17 protein-coding genes are annotated in these 15,093 nt (G+C 68.6%); 7 read left to right on the top strand and 10 right to left on the bottom strand.

All coding sequences use genetic code 11. The features are described from left to right. Window positions 1–101: 101 nt before the first annotated feature. The 5 genes from E1295_RS17130 to E1295_RS17110 are packed head-to-tail and all read right to left on the bottom strand — an operon-like array spanning window position 102 to window position 5,473. Window positions 102–1,178 carry an ABC transporter ATP-binding protein gene (locus E1295_RS17130; RefSeq protein ID WP_132631296.1) on the bottom strand — a complete coding sequence of 359 codons (1,077 nt, stop codon included), beginning with the start codon at window positions 1,176–1,178 and terminating at the stop codon, window positions 102–104. Further along, the gene (locus tag E1295_RS17125) at window positions 1,178–2,245 is read right to left on the bottom strand and encodes an ABC transporter ATP-binding protein (protein ID WP_132631294.1); all 1,068 of its coding nucleotides are present in this window, start codon (window positions 2,243–2,245) and stop codon (window positions 1,178–1,180) included. Before E1295_RS17125 ends, E1295_RS17130 begins: the two co-directional genes overlap by 1 nt. Continuing rightward, window positions 2,245–3,156 carry a carbohydrate ABC transporter permease gene (locus E1295_RS17120; protein WP_132631293.1) on the bottom strand — a complete coding sequence of 304 codons (912 nt, stop codon included), beginning with the start codon at window positions 3,154–3,156 and terminating at the stop codon, window positions 2,245–2,247. Before E1295_RS17120 ends, E1295_RS17125 begins: the two co-directional genes overlap by 1 nt. Further along, window positions 3,156–4,106, bottom strand: a complete 951-nt coding sequence (locus tag E1295_RS17115; protein WP_132631291.1) for a carbohydrate ABC transporter permease — start codon at window positions 4,104–4,106, stop codon at window positions 3,156–3,158. Before E1295_RS17115 ends, E1295_RS17120 begins: the two co-directional genes overlap by 1 nt. Then, window positions 4,103–5,473 (bottom strand): extracellular solute-binding protein, encoded by a 1,371-nt coding sequence (locus E1295_RS17110; RefSeq protein WP_220448760.1) that lies wholly within the window; start codon window positions 5,471–5,473, stop codon window positions 4,103–4,105. Before E1295_RS17110 ends, E1295_RS17115 begins: the two co-directional genes overlap by 4 nt. Window positions 5,474–5,909: 436 nt before the next feature. Between E1295_RS17110 and E1295_RS17105 the strand changes: the two genes are divergently transcribed. The 4 genes from E1295_RS17105 (at window position 5,910) to E1295_RS17090 (ending at window position 8,462) form a co-directional block, all read left to right on the top strand. Beyond that, the gene (locus E1295_RS17105) at window positions 5,910–6,653 is read left to right on the top strand and encodes a GntR family transcriptional regulator (protein WP_132631287.1); all 744 of its coding nucleotides are present in this window, start codon (window positions 5,910–5,912) and stop codon (window positions 6,651–6,653) included. An 87-nt stretch (window positions 6,654–6,740) separates the two neighbouring features. After that, window positions 6,741–7,310 carry a DJ-1/PfpI family protein gene (locus E1295_RS17100; protein WP_132631286.1) on the top strand — a complete coding sequence of 190 codons (570 nt, stop codon included), beginning with the start codon at window positions 6,741–6,743 and terminating at the stop codon, window positions 7,308–7,310. Between the two features lie 19 nt (window positions 7,311–7,329). Beyond that, window positions 7,330–8,139 (top strand): alpha/beta fold hydrolase, encoded by an 810-nt coding sequence (locus E1295_RS17095; RefSeq protein WP_132631284.1) that lies wholly within the window; start codon window positions 7,330–7,332, stop codon window positions 8,137–8,139. 35 nt (window positions 8,140–8,174) lie between these two features. Beyond that, complete coding sequence (locus tag E1295_RS17090; RefSeq protein ID WP_132631283.1) at window positions 8,175–8,462, top strand: hypothetical protein; 288 nt, start codon at window positions 8,175–8,177, stop codon at window positions 8,460–8,462. Between the two features lie 38 nt (window positions 8,463–8,500). On the opposite strand, the gene E1295_RS17085 is transcribed toward E1295_RS17090, so the two are convergent. Next, a complete protein-coding gene (locus tag E1295_RS17085) occupies window positions 8,501–8,998 on the bottom strand; it encodes a MarR family winged helix-turn-helix transcriptional regulator (protein ID WP_132631281.1) in 498 nt (165 codons plus the stop codon). Between the two features lie 160 nt (window positions 8,999–9,158). Here E1295_RS17085 and E1295_RS17080 point away from each other — a divergent pair, with 160 nt between their 5' ends. Together E1295_RS17080 and E1295_RS17075 are read left to right on the top strand one after the other, a co-directional pair. Further along, window positions 9,159–9,740 (top strand): isochorismatase family protein, encoded by a 582-nt coding sequence (locus E1295_RS17080; protein ID WP_132631279.1) that lies wholly within the window; start codon window positions 9,159–9,161, stop codon window positions 9,738–9,740. Between the two features lie 138 nt (window positions 9,741–9,878). Continuing rightward, window positions 9,879–10,346, top strand: a complete 468-nt coding sequence (locus E1295_RS17075) for a cupin domain-containing protein (RefSeq protein ID WP_132631277.1) — start codon at window positions 9,879–9,881, stop codon at window positions 10,344–10,346. 95 nt (window positions 10,347–10,441) lie between these two features. On the opposite strand, the gene E1295_RS17070 is transcribed toward E1295_RS17075, so the two are convergent. The 3 genes from E1295_RS17070 to E1295_RS17060 all read right to left on the bottom strand — a co-directional run bounded on the left by E1295_RS17070 (window position 10,442) and on the right by E1295_RS17060 (window position 13,316). Further along, a complete protein-coding gene (locus E1295_RS17070; protein WP_132631276.1) occupies window positions 10,442–11,683 on the bottom strand; it encodes an MFS transporter in 1,242 nt (413 codons plus the stop codon). Between the two features lie 96 nt (window positions 11,684–11,779). Continuing rightward, window positions 11,780–12,562, bottom strand: coding sequence for an SDR family NAD(P)-dependent oxidoreductase (locus E1295_RS17065; protein WP_132631275.1), 783 nt, complete (start codon window positions 12,560–12,562; stop codon window positions 11,780–11,782). Between the two features lie 355 nt (window positions 12,563–12,917). After that, on the bottom strand, window positions 12,918–13,316 hold the full coding sequence (locus tag E1295_RS17060) for a nuclear transport factor 2 family protein (RefSeq protein WP_246080095.1): 399 nt from the start codon (window positions 13,314–13,316) through the stop codon (window positions 12,918–12,920). A gap of 88 nt (window positions 13,317–13,404) precedes the next feature. Here E1295_RS17060 and E1295_RS17055 point away from each other — a divergent pair, with 88 nt between their 5' ends. Continuing rightward, entirely contained in the window at window positions 13,405–14,232 is an 828-nt protein-coding gene (locus E1295_RS17055) for a helix-turn-helix domain-containing protein (protein ID WP_132631273.1), read from the top strand. Here E1295_RS17055 and E1295_RS17050 read toward each other — a convergent pair. After that, entirely contained in the window at window positions 14,148–15,056 is a 909-nt protein-coding gene (locus E1295_RS17050; RefSeq protein ID WP_246080094.1) for an alpha/beta hydrolase family protein, read from the bottom strand. The genes E1295_RS17055 and E1295_RS17050 overlap by 85 nt on opposite strands. Window positions 15,057–15,093 lie beyond the last annotated feature (37 nt).

Genomic DNA, 15,093 nt, shown 5'->3' with positions numbered 1-15,093 from the left:
CGCGCCTCGCGCGTCGACGGTCAGGCCGTGCTCACCGGTGACGGTCCGCCGAGGCTCGCTTGCCACGTGCCGGCGCATGTCGACGTCGCCGCCCTGCGCGGTTACCTCCCGGCCTCGGACAGCGCCAGCCCGGTGCCCGCATCGAACAGGTGCGCACGGTTGAGGTCGACCGTGACAAGCAGCCGCTCGCCCGGCGTACCGGTGACGGTGGTTCGCGCCTTGACCTTGAGGAGCTCCTTCCCCACTCGGACGTCGACCACCGTGCGGTCACCGAGCGGCTCAAGGCCGTAGAGCTCACCCGTCAACGACGCGTCCCCACGCCGCTCGACGGACAGGTCCTCCGCGCGCAGGCCCAGCAGCAGCGGACGACCGTCCTCGGCCGTGGTCCAGCGGGGCCGCGGCAGGGTCCAGCCTTCCGCCCCGACCAGACGATCCCCCTCGGCGTGGCAGGCGAGCAGGCTGATCGGCGGGCTCCCGACGAATCCGGCGACCCACTGGTTGGCCGGACGCTCGTACACCTCGGCCGGCGTTCCGACCTGTTGCACCTTCCCCTCCTTGAGCACCGCGACCTGGTCGGCCATGGACAGGGCCTCGACCTGGTCGTTGGTCACGTAGACGAAGGTCGCTCCGAGGCTCCGGTGGATGCGGGTGAGCTCGGTGCGCATCTCGACGCGGAGCTTGAGGTCGAGGTTCGTCAGCGGCTCGTCCATGAGAAACGCGCGTGGGCGACGGACCAGCGCCCTGGCCAGGGCGACACGCTGCATCTCACCGCCCGACAACTGCGCCGGACGACGCTGCAGCAGACGTTCGATGTGCAGCAGGCTCGAGATCTGCTCGACGGCAGCGGCGATCTCGCTCGCGGAACAGCGGCGTGCCCGCAGCGGCGAAGCGATGTTCTCGTACGCCGTGTGCCGCGGGTAGAGGGCGTAGTTCTGGAAGACCATGGCCAGGTCGCGTGCGGCCGGGGCGTCACCGGTCGCGGCCCTCCCGTCCAGATGCACCGACCCGGCGTCAAGCTTCTCAAGGCCGGCGATCGCTCGCAGGGTCGTCGTCTTGCCTGCCCCGGAGGGTCCGAGCACGACGAAGAACGATCCGTCCGGCACGTCCAAGGTCACCCCGTCCAGGGCCTGGACTTGACCGAAGGACTTGCGCAGCCCGTGCACTGCCACGGTTCCCATCAGGCCACCAGCTCTTCCGTGCTCACGTCGTAGACCGCCGGGGTCCCGCCGGTGTGCCGCAGCCCGACCGGTGCGTCGGCGGCGAAACGGACAGTCGGTGGCATCCGAACCCGTACGTCGCGCCGGCCTCCGTGGTCGACCACGTAGATGATTTCGTCGCCCAGCCACTCCGCCGAGACCACGCGGGCCGGGACCGAACGTTCCGCCCCTGGTTCTGCGACTTCCAGCGCCTCCGGCCGGACGCCTGCGACCAGGCGACGGTCGCGCGGCAGGCCCGGCGGTGGCGTGAGAGCCAGTCCGCCCTGACTGCGCAGCTTCCCGTCGGCCACCTCCACCTCGATCAGGTTCATCGGCGGGGAGCCGATGAATGCGGCGCAGAAGAGACTCGCCGGGCGGTCGTAGACCTCCAGCGGCGTGCCGATCTGCTCGACGCGGCCCTTGTTGAGGATGGCGATCCTGTGACCGAGCGACATCGCCTCGACCTGGTCGTGGGTGACGTAGACCATCGTCGTCCCCAGCTCCCCCTGCAGGTGCTTGATCTCCGTACGCATGTCCGCCCTCAGCTCCGCGTCCAGATTGGTGAGAGGTTCGTCCATGAGGAATGCGCGCGGTCGTCGTACCAGGGCGCGAGCAAGCGCGACGCGCTGCTGCTCCCCGCCGGACAGCCGGCGCGGCCGCCGGTCCAGGAGCGGACCGAGCCGCATCAGCCGGGCGGCCTCGTCGACCCGCTCGCGCACCTCCGCCTTGGGCAGTCCCTCGGCCCGCAGGGGGAACGCCAGGTTGTCGCGGGTTCTCAGATGCGGGTAGAGAGCGTAGAACTGGAACACCATGGCGATGTCGCGCTCGGCGGGCGGCAGGTCGTTGACCAGCGTGTCGCCGATGCGGATGTCGCCCGTCGTCTGCCTCTCCAGGCCGGCTACGGCCCGCAGTGTGGTCGTCTTGCCGCAGCCCGAAGGGCCGAGCATCACGAACAGCTCGCCGTCGCGGATGGACAGGTCCACGTGATCAACTGCGACCGTCCCGTCCGGGTAGCGCTTGTGCAGGGCGGTCACCTCGATGCCCGCCATCAGCGTCGCACCGCCCCGAGCGTCACACCGGCGACGAGGTGCTTGCGCACCAGGTAGGCGAAGACGAGCACCGGCAGGGCGAACACCACGGAGGCGGCGGCCACGAGACCCCAGTCCACGGTGGTTCCGCCGATGAGGCCGGCGATGGCAGGTGGGGCCGTCCGCACGCTGTCGCTGGAGGTCAGGAAGATGGCGAACACGAACTCGTTCCACGAGAAGATGAGCGCGAAGACCGCCGTCGCGGCGATGCCGGGCAGGAGCAGGGGAAGGGTGAATCGCCAGAACGCCTGCAAACGGGTGTAGCCGTCGAGCATGGCGGCATCCTCGTACTCCGCGGGCACCTCGTCGACGAACCCCTTCATCATCCAGATCGTGAACGGGACGTTGAACGCGGCGTAGATGAGGATCAGGCCGAGCTTGGTGTCGATGAGTCCGACCTGGCGGTACATGAGGAAGATCGGGATCACGACCACCACGGGCGGCATGAAGCGGGTGGACAGGATGAAGAACAGCTGGTCCTTCTTGGCCTTCATGGCGAAGCGTGAGTAGGCCCAGGCCGCCGGCACCCCCAGCACGGTGGCCAGTGCCGTGGAGGCCCCGGCGACCACGACGGAGTTGAGGAACGAGACGGACAGGGTCGAAGGACCGCCGCCGGAGGCGACGAACACGTCCTTGAGATGGTCCATGGTGACCTTGAAGTCGAAGAACTTGGCCGGGATGGCGTAGACGTCCCGGTTCTCCTTGAGGGACGTCTCGATCATCCACAGCACCGGGAAGAGCATCACGACGGCCAGCACGGTCAGCAGCGCGACCTCCAGCGCGGAGCGGCCCCGGCCGCCGAAGCGGCGCGCGGGGGACGTGCGACCCCGGGCAGGACGTGCGGACACGGCCTCGTCGACGGAGACTGCCATCAGTCCTCCTTGAGCTTGTTCAAGTAGCGCAGGTAGAGCTGCGTGAGGACGATGACGACGAGGATCATCAGGATCCCGTACGCCGATGCGGTTCCGGTGTTGAAGCCCAGGAACGCGACCTTGTAGACGTGGAACGACAACGTCTCGGTGGAGACCCCCGGACCTCCGCTGGTGAGGATGTAGACGAGGTCGAACAGCCGGAAGGCCTCGATGGCCCTGAACAGCACGGCGATGAGGAGCAGTGGCCACACCAGTGGAAGGGTGATGGTGCGGAACCGGAACCACTCGGACGCCCGATCGATCGAGGCGGCCTCGTACAAGTACGTGGGAACCGCGGTGAGGCCCGCGAGCGCGATGAGCATGATGAACGGCGTCCACTGCCAGGTGTCGACCAGGATCAGGGAGATCAGTGCCGTTCGCTGCCCGGTGAGCCACTCCACCTGCCCCAGGCCGAGCGAGCCGAGCATGCTGTTGATCACGCCGAACTGCGCGTCGAGCATGAATCGCCAGAACAGCCCTACCACGACCGGCGACAACATCATCGGCACCAGGAACAGCGTGGTCAGCAGTCCTCGCCCGTGCGTGCGCCGTGAGATCAGGTAGGCGATGGCGAAACCGAGCACGGTCTGCAGGGTGACCGCGCCGGCCACGTAGATCAACGTCGTCAAGGCCCTCTGGTGGACCTGTTCCGAAGCCAGGATGGCGGTGTAGTTCCCGAACCCGATGAAATCGGCCGGTCCCCCGCGGGTGGCCGAGTAGTCGGTGAAGGACAGGTACAACGCCCACAGCAACGGGAACACCGACATCGCGAGCAACAGCAGCAGCGCGGGCGAGGTGAAGGCGACCGCGAGCCCGCGATCGCTCAGGCGGCGGGACCGACCCCGGGCAGGCGGCGTCGCGGACGCCACCTGCCCGGGGTGGCCGGTCGTCAGGGGGGCGGAGTCACTCACAGTCCGCCGCCGCCCTTGCCGCCGCTGGAGTCGAGCACGCTCTGCTGCTCCTTGGCGATGTCGTCGAGCGCCTCCTTCGGCGTCTTCGCGCCGTTGAGAGCCGCGTTCACGTTGGTGTTCTCGATGTCGACGAGGCGCGCGTACTCGGGCATGTTCCACATGTCCCGCATCCGCGGCACCGAGTCGGTGTACACCTGGTTGAACGGCGCGGCATCGAGGAACTCGGGCGACTCCAGGGCGTCCGTACGCGATGGCACGCCACCAGCCGCGGCCCACTGCTTCTGGATGTCAGCCTGCTCGAACCACTTCATGAAGTTCAGGGCCTCGGCCTGGTTCGCCTCGGGGGAATAGGCCGACACGTGCATCCCCATGCCGCCGAGAGGCACCAGGTTCGTCTTCTGACTCGGCAGGGTGGCGAAACCCAGCTTGTCGAGGATCTGCTCCCGCGTGGTGCCGAGCGTCGACTGCTTCGGGTCGAGCAGGCCGCCGCTCGCGGCGATCCAGTTGAACGCGATGCATGCCTTGCCCTGGGCGACCGCCGCGTTCACCTCGTCGATGAACCAGTTGCCTGAGCCCTTGGCGGTCAGCGGCTTCATCTTGTTGACCAGGACGTCCATCGCCTCCTGGCCCGCGGCGTCGTTGAGAACGCCGTCGATCTTGCGTGTCTTGGGGTTCCAGAGGTTGCCGCCGTAGACGCCGTTGACCGTGTTGTAGGTGACGGCCGCGGCGTCGGAGCCGTTGGCCTGGTGGAAAGCCAGCCCGCTGACGCCGGGGTTGTCCGCCTGGCACTTCTCGGCGACTGAGATCATCTCGTCCCAGGTCTGCGGGGGCTTGTCGCCGATCAGGTCCTTACGGTAGATCATCGTCCAGGTGTCGCCGAGCAGCGGCAGTCCGTACAGGCTGGCGTTCTCGTCGCGCTTCCCGGTCTCCGCCTGGGGGAACTGGCCGTAGGCCGCCAGGAGGTACGGGTCGTAGGCCTTGACGTCGATGTTCTTCTTGACGAAGTCGGTGATGTCCAGGATGTTGCCGTTCGTCACGGCCTCGCCGATGTGTTGCGAGTCCAGGATCGGGATGTCGAAGTCGGTCTTGTGCGCGGCGAACTGGGTGAACATCGCGTCGTGCCAGTTCGCGTTCGGCACGGTCTTGACCTTGATGGTCACGTTCGGCCGCTCCTTGGCGTACTCCGCGTTCGCGAAGGTTTCCAGCGCGTGGGCGGGGGGCCAGTCGAACCAGATGAAGCTGAGGGTCAGCGGGTCTTTGGTGAGCTCCGGGATGGTCGCCGGTGCCTTGGGGGCGCTGTCGTTCTGGCCGCCGCCGCAAGCCGCCACGGTCGTGGCCACCAACATGGCCGCCGTCGCCAGCCGCACCTTTCGACTGGGAACGGACAGTCGTCCTCTTCGCTTGGGATACCGCATCTTCTTGCCTGCTTTCTGGGCGGGGAGTTCTGGAGCCTTGCTGCGTGCTTCGCCGAGCGGTTGCTGGGTTGTTCAGGCGTGTCGCCGGCTGTCGCAGGGGCTGACCCGCAGACCGGAGTCACGAATGGGCCGCGACGTGATGGGGCTTCAAGCAGTCGAGAATTCGGTCCTTGTGCCGCCCGGTGGCGAACCGAGCAGGACGTCGAGCATGCTCATGGAAGCTCCAACTGATCGAAGCGGAGCGATGGCGGACGGTTCCCCGATAGGTGAGGGATGGCTGGCATCCGCCACCTTTCCTATACGATCCGATGGGGAGCGTCAACATCCCGCAGTATGGCGAGCGATGACAACAGGCTCCCGAAGACGCAAGAAAGGACCTCACGTCACGATGGACGACGAAGCGGTGATCGCGCGGCGCCGTGAGGCCATGACGGGCGGAACGCCGCCGCGAAGATCTCGCGGCCGGCTTGCCGACGAGGTGTACGACACGCTGCTCGGACAGATGATGTCGCTACGGATAGAGCCTGGCTCCCGCGTCACGATCGACGTCCTGGCGCGAGAGCTGGGGGTCTCACAGACGCCGATCCGAGACGCTCTGAACCGCATGGAGGCCGAGGGCCTGGTCGTGCGTGTGCCCCATGCCGGCTATCGCATTCCCTCCCAGATCACCCGTCACCGATTCGAGGACATGCTTGAGGTCCGCCTGCTCCTCGAACCGGCAGCGGCGCGCAGATCCGCCGAACGCGCATCCTCGGACCAGGTGGCCGACATGCGACGCATGCTGGAGGACATGGCGGAGCTGGAGGGAGGCAAGGGCCCCATGGCCTATGGCGCCTTCGGGCTGCGCGACGCCGCTTTCCATGATCTCGTCGCCCTGAGCGCGGAGAACCAGGTCATCCGCGAAGCACTCGCTCGCCTGCACACGCACGTGCACCTTTTCCGGCTTCACCGCGACGCCCAGGTCACTCACCTGGCCATGGCCGAGCACGAGGAAGTTCTGGCCGCGATCGCCGCGCGTGACCCCGACGCCGCGGCCTACGCCATGCGCCGGCACATCCTGCTGTCCGGCGAGCGGTTCCGGCGATTGTTCGACGAGGCCGAGGGCAGGGACGGAATGGCCGCAGAGGCTTGACGGGCGGGCTGGGCCGAGGAATGCTAGCTCAATCCGATCGGATCGGATTGGATCCACCTCACCCGCCCCAGATGCGAGGAGAAGCAGGTGCCCAGAGCGCTGCTCCTGACCGGCGACGCCGCCGAGGAGCTCGACACCATGTATCCCTACTATCGCGTGCAGGAGGGCGGCTGGGACGTCGACGTCTCGTCACGGACGATGCGTGACGTACAGCTGGTCATCCACGAGTTCGACCCCAACTCCGACGCCTACGTGGAGAAGAACGGCCGAAAGCTGCCGGTGGACGTGCCCTGGGCCGAGGTCGACGTCGAGCGCTATGACGCCCTCATCATCCCTGGGGGACGTGCTCCCGAGTGGATCCGGGTCGACGCCGACGTCAGGCGCATCACCGAGCACTTCTTCGCGCGCAACCTCCCGATCGCGCTGGTGTGCCACGGCGCGCAGGTGCCGGCTGTGTACGGGCTGCTGAAGGGTCGAAAGACGGCGTGCTTCCCCCCCATCACCGGTGACATGGAGAACGCGGGCGCGACGGTCATCGACGCTCCCGACGTCGTGGACGGCAACCTCGTCTCCTGCCGGGGATGGCCCGACATGCCGCAATTCGGCAGGGCGATGATGGAAGTCTTCTCGAAGTCCGTCAACTCCGCATCGACATGAGCACGCCTGGCCTGTCCCGGTGACGGCACTGCGGACCGTCACAGTCGACGGCTCCCCCGTCCACGTCCTGGAGAGCGGCACCGGCCCCGCGGTGCTGATGCTGCACGGCTCCGGACCCGGTACGACCGGATCCGGCGCCTGGGCGACGACGGCACAGGCGCTGGGCCCGTCCTGGCACCTGGTGGCTCCTGACCAGGCGGGGTTCGGCCGTACGCCGATCCCGGCGGGCTCAAGGGGCGGGCTCCGGCTGTGGACGGAGCAGGCCGCGGGCCTGATGGATGCTCTCGGTGTCGAGCACTACGCCGTGGTGGGCCACTCCATGGGCGGTGCCGTGGCGCTGGCGTTGGCGGCCGTGCGTCCCCAGCAGGTCACCCGTGTCGTGGCGGTCTCGACGATGGGCGCCCCGGGGGCGCCGCTGTCCGCCGAACTCGACGCGATCTGGGCCGCCCCCGCCGGCCCGCTCGGGGCACGGGACATGTTGAGCCGCCTCGTCCTCGACCAAGCCCTCGTGACCGAGTCGGCCGTCGCTGCCCGAGCAGCCGCGATGCGAGCGGGGGCGGCCGCATTCAAGTCGTTGTTCCCTCCGCCCAGGGCACGTTGGGCCGACGACCTCACCCTCTCGGCGCGAACGCTGGCAGAGGTCCGCGCGTCCGTGCTGCTCGTCCACGGCGCCGAGGACCGAGTCACCCCGCTCGGGACGGCAGCCCTGCCCCTGCTCGAGCACCTGGCCGATGTCCGTCTGCACGTGTTCGGCCGATGCGGGCACGTGCCGGCGCTCGAACACCCGCACGACTTCAGGCAACTCCTGTCGTGCTTCCTCGGCCGGTAACGAGGTCCCTAAATGCGGCGACAGGTCCGCAGCCCGTGCTCAAGCCCCGGTACCGCAAGGTGCGCCTGCTGAACCTGCGCACCGGGCGCGCGGGTGCCGTGGTGAAGGCGAAGCTGCCGCGCGGGCAGTACATCGACGACATTGATTTCGATCGGTCCAAGCGGCTGGTCGTGCGATCGAAGGTCGCGACGGGAGTGGCGGTCTACCAGGTATCGCGGAAGACGGGCGCGGTGCGGCTGCTGAGGAAGATCAAGCGACCCGACGTGGCGATGTGGGTGCTCCCAGGCGACGAGTCCTACGAGCCGTGGACGTTGAGGAAGTGAGCGACCCGGGTCCTTGAGGCGCGTCGCCAGGGCTCTGTTCACGTAGTGCCCTGCGTTTCCCGGGAGGTTCGGTGTGGTTCCTTCCGGCCGCGGTCGTTGACCGACTGTTCGATCGTGCGAGCGGTGACGATGAATGAGCTGATCGCCTGGTCGTCCAGGTCTCGAGTGGAGATCTCCTCCAGCCGAGCCCACATGGCCTCGATGGGTTCGCGCATCGCCTGACCGCGGTCGGTGAGCCAGACGTTGAGCGCCCGCCGGTCGTCCTCGTTGGGCCGGCGGGTGACGAGGCCGGCTTCCTGCATACGGCGCAGTGATTTCGACACGGTGGAGTGGTCCAGGCCGACGCTGTCCAGCAACTCGGACTGTGTCTGACCGTCCCTTTCGAACAGCTGCATCAGCAGCAGTTCCTGGCCGGGATGCAGGCCGAGGGCGCGGAGCATGGCCGCCGCGGCCGCCCGGTGGGCCCGCGCCAGCGCGAAGATGGCGAAGCTCAGATGTCCGGCGCGGGCGGCGTGTGGTGGCGGCGTGTTCGTCACGGCGTTGACCTCCTCGGAGCTGCGGCGGCCACTCGAACCCTAACTTATGTTGCCAGCCACGTAAATCTGTGCGTACATTTATGTGGCCAGCCACGTAATGACGCCGGCCGGCCTCATCGCCCCGACCCGCGGCCACACCGCCGCACTGAGAGGAACCACGATGGCCCTGTTCACACCCGATGACACGGCAATCCTGCTCATCGACCACCAGCTCGGCACCATGAGCTGGATAGGGTCGGCCGACCATGACGAGGTCAAGGCCAACGCGCTCGCACTGGCCAAGGCCGCGGTGGCGCTGGACATGCCGCTGATCCTGACCACCTCGCTGGAAGACCACGCGCAGGGACCGCTGCTGCCGGAACTCGCCGAGATCGCCCCCGAACAGTTCGAGGAACGCATCCAGCGCACGGGCGTGGTCGACGCCATGGACGACCCTGCCTTCGCCGCCGCGGTCAAGGCCACCGGCCGCCCCAACCTGATCATCGCCGGCGTCACCAACGACGTCTGCACCGTCTACCCCACCCTGACCGCCCTCCGGCAGGGACACCGCGTCCAGGTCATCGCCGACGCCGGCGGATCCATGACCAAGCCGGCCGACGACATCGCGTTGCGACGCATGGAGAAGGCCGGCGCCGACATCGCCTCGACGAACATGATCCTCACGCAGCTGGCGCGCAACTGGTCCTCGCCGGCCGGCCAGAAGCTCCTCCCCATCGTCGGCGCCCTCATTCCCACGTCATGAACACCCCACACGAATCCGCCGCCGACCCGGTCTCGCGCCGGGTCGGCGGCATGGCCCCCTTCGCCCGCCGCCATCCGCAGGATCGCACGGCCGGCCCCGGCGGACCGGAGGAGGTCACGCCATCGAGGGAGAAGACTCATGAGCATTCCGTATCTGGCCCGGCCCGAACAGCAACAGCAGCTGGAATGGCTGAACGGGAGCACCTTCACCGTCCTGCTGGACGCCGCCGCCACCGGCGGGCAGCTCACCGTCGGACGGTTCGACGCCCCCAAGGGGGAGGCTCCGCCGTTCCACCTGCACACCCGGGAAGACGAAGTCTTCATGCTGATCAAAGGCACCGCCCAGCTCTGGGTCGGCGAGGAGGAACTGGAGCTGTCCGAGGGCGGCATCGTCTACCTGCCCCGCAACATCCCGCACGGCTACCGCATCACCTCCGACCGGGCCGACCTGCTGCTGGTCGCCACACCGGCCGGCATCGAGAACATGTTCCGCCAGGGCGGTCGTGACCTGTCCACCCCCAGGCCGGACGACTTCAAGATCTCCGAGGAGGTGCTGGCCGCCGCGGCCGACGCCCACGGCCAGATCATCGTCGGCCCGCCCCGGTGAGCGCCACGAGAAGCGCCGTGATGGGCCGTATCGGGACACGCACAGCAGTAGAGCCGAGCGGCCGTCGGCGGGCTGAGGAGGCCGCGCGGTGCGGGTCAGGATGCGCGGGCCCCGCTGCGCATGCTCGCCCGCAGCAGCGCGGCGCAGAATACCGCGACGACCATGGCGCCCGCGGCGAGGTAGAAGATCGTGCCGGCCGAGATTCCCAGCGCCAGCAGGGCCCCGGTCACGCCCGGTCCCGCGACCGAACCGACCCGGCCCATGGCCGAGGACCACCCGACCCCGGTCGTCCGCTGCTCGCGCGGGTACAGCTCGACGGCCATCGCCAGCTGGCCGTTCTGGCTGGCGCTGACCGCGGCACCGACGCCGCACAGCACGATCAGCAACCCCAGCCCGCCGAACCCCAGGCTGATCGACGCCACCACCAGCACCGCGGTGAGCACCGGCATCACGATCAGCATCCGGCCGATACCGACCCAGGCCACGAGCGGGATCATGGCCACCCCGCCGACGATCGCCCCGAGGTAGATGAACGCCAGCCCCAGCGGCGCCTCGGCCGCCGATACCCCGAGATCCGTGAGCAGGACGGGCGCCCACCCCGACAGCGCGGTGGACACCGTGAACACGAGGAATGCGTACAGCCAGAGCAGGAGCGTGTTGATCCGCACGCGGCGGGCGAACAGCTGCCCGACGCGCTCGCCGCGCGGGGCGCCGCCGACGACCTCCTGGGCGGCCGGTTCGGGCGGCAGGAGCATCGCCATGGGAAGCACCAGCACCGCGGAGGCCACTCCGGCCAGCCAGAACAGCCCGGTGACGCCGACCGAGGCGATCAGCGGCAGGTAGACGAAGCCCGCCGCGGTGGCACCCGACGCGACCCCGAGCGCCATCAGCAGGGACACGACGTCACGTCGCCGGTTCGAGCTGAAGTCCGTCGCGACCGCCACCGCGGACGGGAGCGCCCCGCCGAACCCCAGCCCGGTCACCAGGCGAACGGCCCCCAGCGCCTCGATCGAGTGCGCGGGGAGGACGACCGCGGTGACCATCGTGCCGAGGGAGAACAGGGCGACGCTTCCGATCAGCAACCGGCGACGGCCGAACCGCTGCGCCAGCCATCCGGACCCCAGGTAGCCGGCGAACACGCCGACGCTCGTCGCCACCAGGGGAACCGTGAAGGCCGCCGACGCCAGCCCCCAGCTCTCGGCGAGGGCGGGGACCGCCAGCGCCAGCGCCGTCGCGTCGAACCCGTCCATGACGATCGGGAGGAGGCACAGCACCACCACGAGCCAGTTCGTCGCTCTGACGCCGCTACTGCCGGGCGCGTCCGGACGCACATTCACGATCTCGGCCTTACCTGCGTCATCGTGAGCGCAGCCCTTGTTCGGTACACGGTCAAGCTCCTGTCTTCTGGGGCGCGTGGAAGAGGTGATCGCCGGTCAGACTGCTTTCACCGCGCCCCCGTCGACGAGGTAGTTGTTCCCGGTAGCACTGATGGCCAACGGCGATGCCAGGTACGTCACCATGGATGCCACATGTGCGGGCTCGATGAGTTCCCCGGAGCTGATGCCTGCCGCCGTCGCGACGTTCGTGAGCAGTTCTTCGTGGCTTACGCCCTGGGCGGCGGCGAGGGTTGCGCCGAAGCCGCCGGGTTCGGTCCAGAGCTCGGTCCGGGTGCCGGCCGGGGAGACGGTGACGGCCCGGACGCCGCGGTCGGCGTACTCCTCGGCGAGGGCCTTGCCGTACGCGTTGAGTGCCGCCTTGGCGGCGTTGTAGGGCACTGGGCCGAGGTGTGGCAGGCGTGCACCGGCCGAGGAGATGTTGATGATCACTCCTCGGCGCCGCAGCAGGCTCGGCAAGGCCGCGCGGCAGGCGCGGACGGCGGCGAAGAGGTTGAGGTCGAACGTCCGCTGCCAGATGGTGTCGTCGTAGTCGTTAAAGCCGCGCAGGTCGGCCGGATCGCCGCCGCCGACGTTGTTGACCAGGATGTCGATGTCGCCGTGCCGGTCGAGGACGGACTGGACGAGCTCCCCGGGTCCGGTCGGGGTCGACAGGTCGACGGCGATGGCGTCGGCGCTGTCGCGGGTCAGTTCGGCCGTGATCGTTCGGGCGGCCCCGATCACCGTGACGCCTTCTGCGGCCAACGCGCGGACGATCGCGAGGCCGATCCCCCGGCCGGCGCCGGTGACGACGGCGACCTTGTCAGTCAGATGCAGATCCATTGCTTAGCCTCCATGTGACGTCCAGTGGACGTACGTCGAAATGCACAGGGCGGAATCGAGATCGCTCAGGATCTCCGATCAGTTTTGAATGAGCGCGGCGTACATGCCGGGCTCGGAGGAACCCCCCGGGTTGCGCACTATGACCTTCATCCGCGTTGATCAGGTTGATGCGCAGTGGTGTGTTCAGCACGTACGAACACGGGACGATGGCGAACCGATCGTTTGTGACACCGCGGCCGCATGATGTGCGCCACGTCACAGATCGGGCCAGCCCGACAGGCCCTTCACCGTGTCCCGCGCGGAAACCCGGTCTCGTACGGTGAGCTGGGGTTCTGCCGTGCGGCCGCGTCGGCGATCAGTGGATTTCCCACCAGGTCAGGTTGGCGGCCGCCTGGGACGCCGGCTCGATGATCTCCCATGCCTCGGTGATCAGTCCGGCGTCGAGCCGCCAGATGTCGACGACCGTGATCTCCGGCCCTGGACCGGGCAGCCGGCGCCGCGAATGCATCACGACGTGATCGCCGTCGGCCAGCACGTGCTGGATCTCGACCTGCATGCCGGCGAGCGGGACGAGCGCGGCGCCCACGGTGGCCAGCCATTCCGACTTCGTCCTGGAGGTCGCGTCCGGACGGTGGTGGAGGAAGTCGTCGCTCAGCAAGGGCGCGAGCGCGTCGACGTCGCCGGTCGCGACCAGTGCGGTCAGCGCTTGCTGGACGATGCTCTTGTTGTCGTGGGTCATGTTCTGTGTGGTCACGGGCAGCAGTGTTTCCAGCGTCCGGGACAGGTGTCGATGAAATGGCATGTCATGGCGTTCGGGTGCTCGATGAGTAGCATCGTCGTCCATGTACACGGTGGGGGAACTGCTGCGGCAGTGGCGGCACCGCCGGCGGCTCAGCCAGTTGGATCTCGCCATCGCCGCCGACGTGTCGGCTCGTCATGTCAGCCTGGTGGAGACCGGCAAGTCCCACCCGAGCGCCAAGATGATCCTGCGGCTGGCCGAGCAGCTCGACGTGCCGTTACGAGAGCGCAACCGGCTGCTGCTGGCCGCCGGCTTCGCCCCCCGCTATACCGAGCGGCCGCTCGATCAGGAGGCGCTGCCGGCGGCCTGGGACGCGATCGAACGCGTGCTGCGTGCGCATGAGCCGTATCCAGCGCTGGCCATCGATCGCCGATGGGACATCGTGATGCGCAATCGCGCCATCGGCCCGTTCCTCGCCGGCGTCGCCCCCGACCTGCTGGTACCGCCGATCAACATGGTACGGCTGGGGCTGGACCCGCGCGGGCTCGCTCCGTACATCGTCAACCTGGCACAGGTGCGTGCGCTGCTGCGTGTCCGGATCGCACGGCAGCTCGCCACAGCTCCCGCCCCCGAGCTGACCGCGCTCTACGAGGAATTCCTGGCCCCTCATGCGGCGGACGCGGGTCAGCCGGTCGAGTCCGAGGTCGCCGTCCCGATGATCTTCCGCTTCGACGGGCGCGAAGTGCGGCTGTTCTCGACGACGACCACGTTCGGCACGCCGATGGACATCACCCTGGACGAGGTCGCGATCGAGTCGTACTACCCGACGGACGCCGACAGCGCCGCCTACTTCGACTCGACGCGTCCGATGGGTGTGGTGCTGCCGGCGAGCGCCGCGGTGGCCTGCGTCCAGGCCGGGTCCTCGGGGTAGAGCTCGCTGCGCAGGTACGCCCAGATGAGCGCACGTACGGCGGCGACCCGGTCGGGGTTCTCGTCGGTGGTCTCGGCCGCGTCGAAGGCGGAGATGCCGCCGAGCCCGTGCTCGGCGTCGAAGATCTCCAGCCGGGTCTTCGGCCCGGGCGCCGCGGTGTAGGGGTCGCTGCGCCAGTCCTTCCGGTCCGAGAAGAAGGGGTGCCAGTCCTTCTCTCCGACGACGATGAGCACCTTGGGCGTCATGCCGCCGAAGTCGGTGCTCGTGAGTGCGACGTAGGGCTGCGCTGCCGGGCCGTTCAGGTCTTCGCCGCGGCCTGGGGCGGCGATCATGACGCGGGCGCTGAAGCGGTCGTCGACGGCTCCGGCCGTTGACCCGTCGCCGGCGTCGGTGATGGTCTGGCCCGAGATCAGGCCGACGGTGTGTCCGCCGGCCGAGTGGCCGACAGCGGCGATGCGGCCGGCGTCCAGGCGCCCCGCGAGTCCCGGAACGGCGCGCTCGATCTCGCCGAGGTGGTCCACGACCTGGCGGAGGTCGTCGGCGCGTGACTTGAGGTACAGCGGCGCGTCCGGGTCGCCGGCCTCTCGCAGGCCCATGAACGTGGCGTCGAGGTGCGTGGGCTGGATCACGCAGAAGCCGTGCGCGGCCCAGAAGGTGACCAGCGGACCGTACCCGTAGAACGAGGAGACGAAGGTCGACGGGCCGTGCCCGTGCGAGAGAACGATGACCGGCAGATCACTGCCGGCGGCCGGAGCCGTCACGCGGACCGCCAGCGGAACCGGGCGCCCTGGAACATCGATCAGGACGGGGTGGTACGAGTGCACGGGCTCAGGATCCGTCACCGGGAATCCGGCAGCGTAT

Origin of the sequence: Nonomuraea mesophila (assembly GCF_004352805.1) — a bacterium.
Classification (GTDB): Bacteria; Actinomycetota; Actinomycetes; order Streptosporangiales; family Streptosporangiaceae; genus Nonomuraea; species Nonomuraea longispora.
This window is presented reverse-complemented; position numbering and strand designations above follow the sequence as displayed.

What these genes read in the sequence shown, in the direction of transcription:
- E1295_RS17130 (WP_132631296.1), bottom strand. Translation starts at nt 1,178, where the DNA reads ATGGGAACCGTGGCAGTGCACGGGCTGCGCAAGTCCTTCGGTCAAGTC.
- E1295_RS17125 (WP_132631294.1), bottom strand. Translation starts at nt 2,245, where the DNA reads ATGGCGGGCATCGAGGTGACCGCCCTGCACAAGCGCTACCCGGACGGG.
- E1295_RS17055 (WP_132631273.1), top strand. Translation starts at nt 13,405, where the DNA reads ATGTACACGGTGGGGGAACTGCTGCGGCAGTGGCGGCACCGCCGGCGG.
- E1295_RS17120 (WP_132631293.1), bottom strand. Translation starts at nt 3,156, where the DNA reads ATGGCAGTCTCCGTCGACGAGGCCGTGTCCGCACGTCCTGCCCGGGGT.
- E1295_RS17080 (WP_132631279.1), top strand. Translation starts at nt 9,159, where the DNA reads ATGGCCCTGTTCACACCCGATGACACGGCAATCCTGCTCATCGACCAC.
- E1295_RS17065 (WP_132631275.1), bottom strand. Translation starts at nt 12,562, where the DNA reads ATGGATCTGCATCTGACTGACAAGGTCGCCGTCGTCACCGGCGCCGGC.
- E1295_RS17075 (WP_132631277.1), top strand. Translation starts at nt 9,879, where the DNA reads ATGAGCATTCCGTATCTGGCCCGGCCCGAACAGCAACAGCAGCTGGAA.
- E1295_RS17105 (WP_132631287.1), top strand. Translation starts at nt 5,910, where the DNA reads ATGGACGACGAAGCGGTGATCGCGCGGCGCCGTGAGGCCATGACGGGC.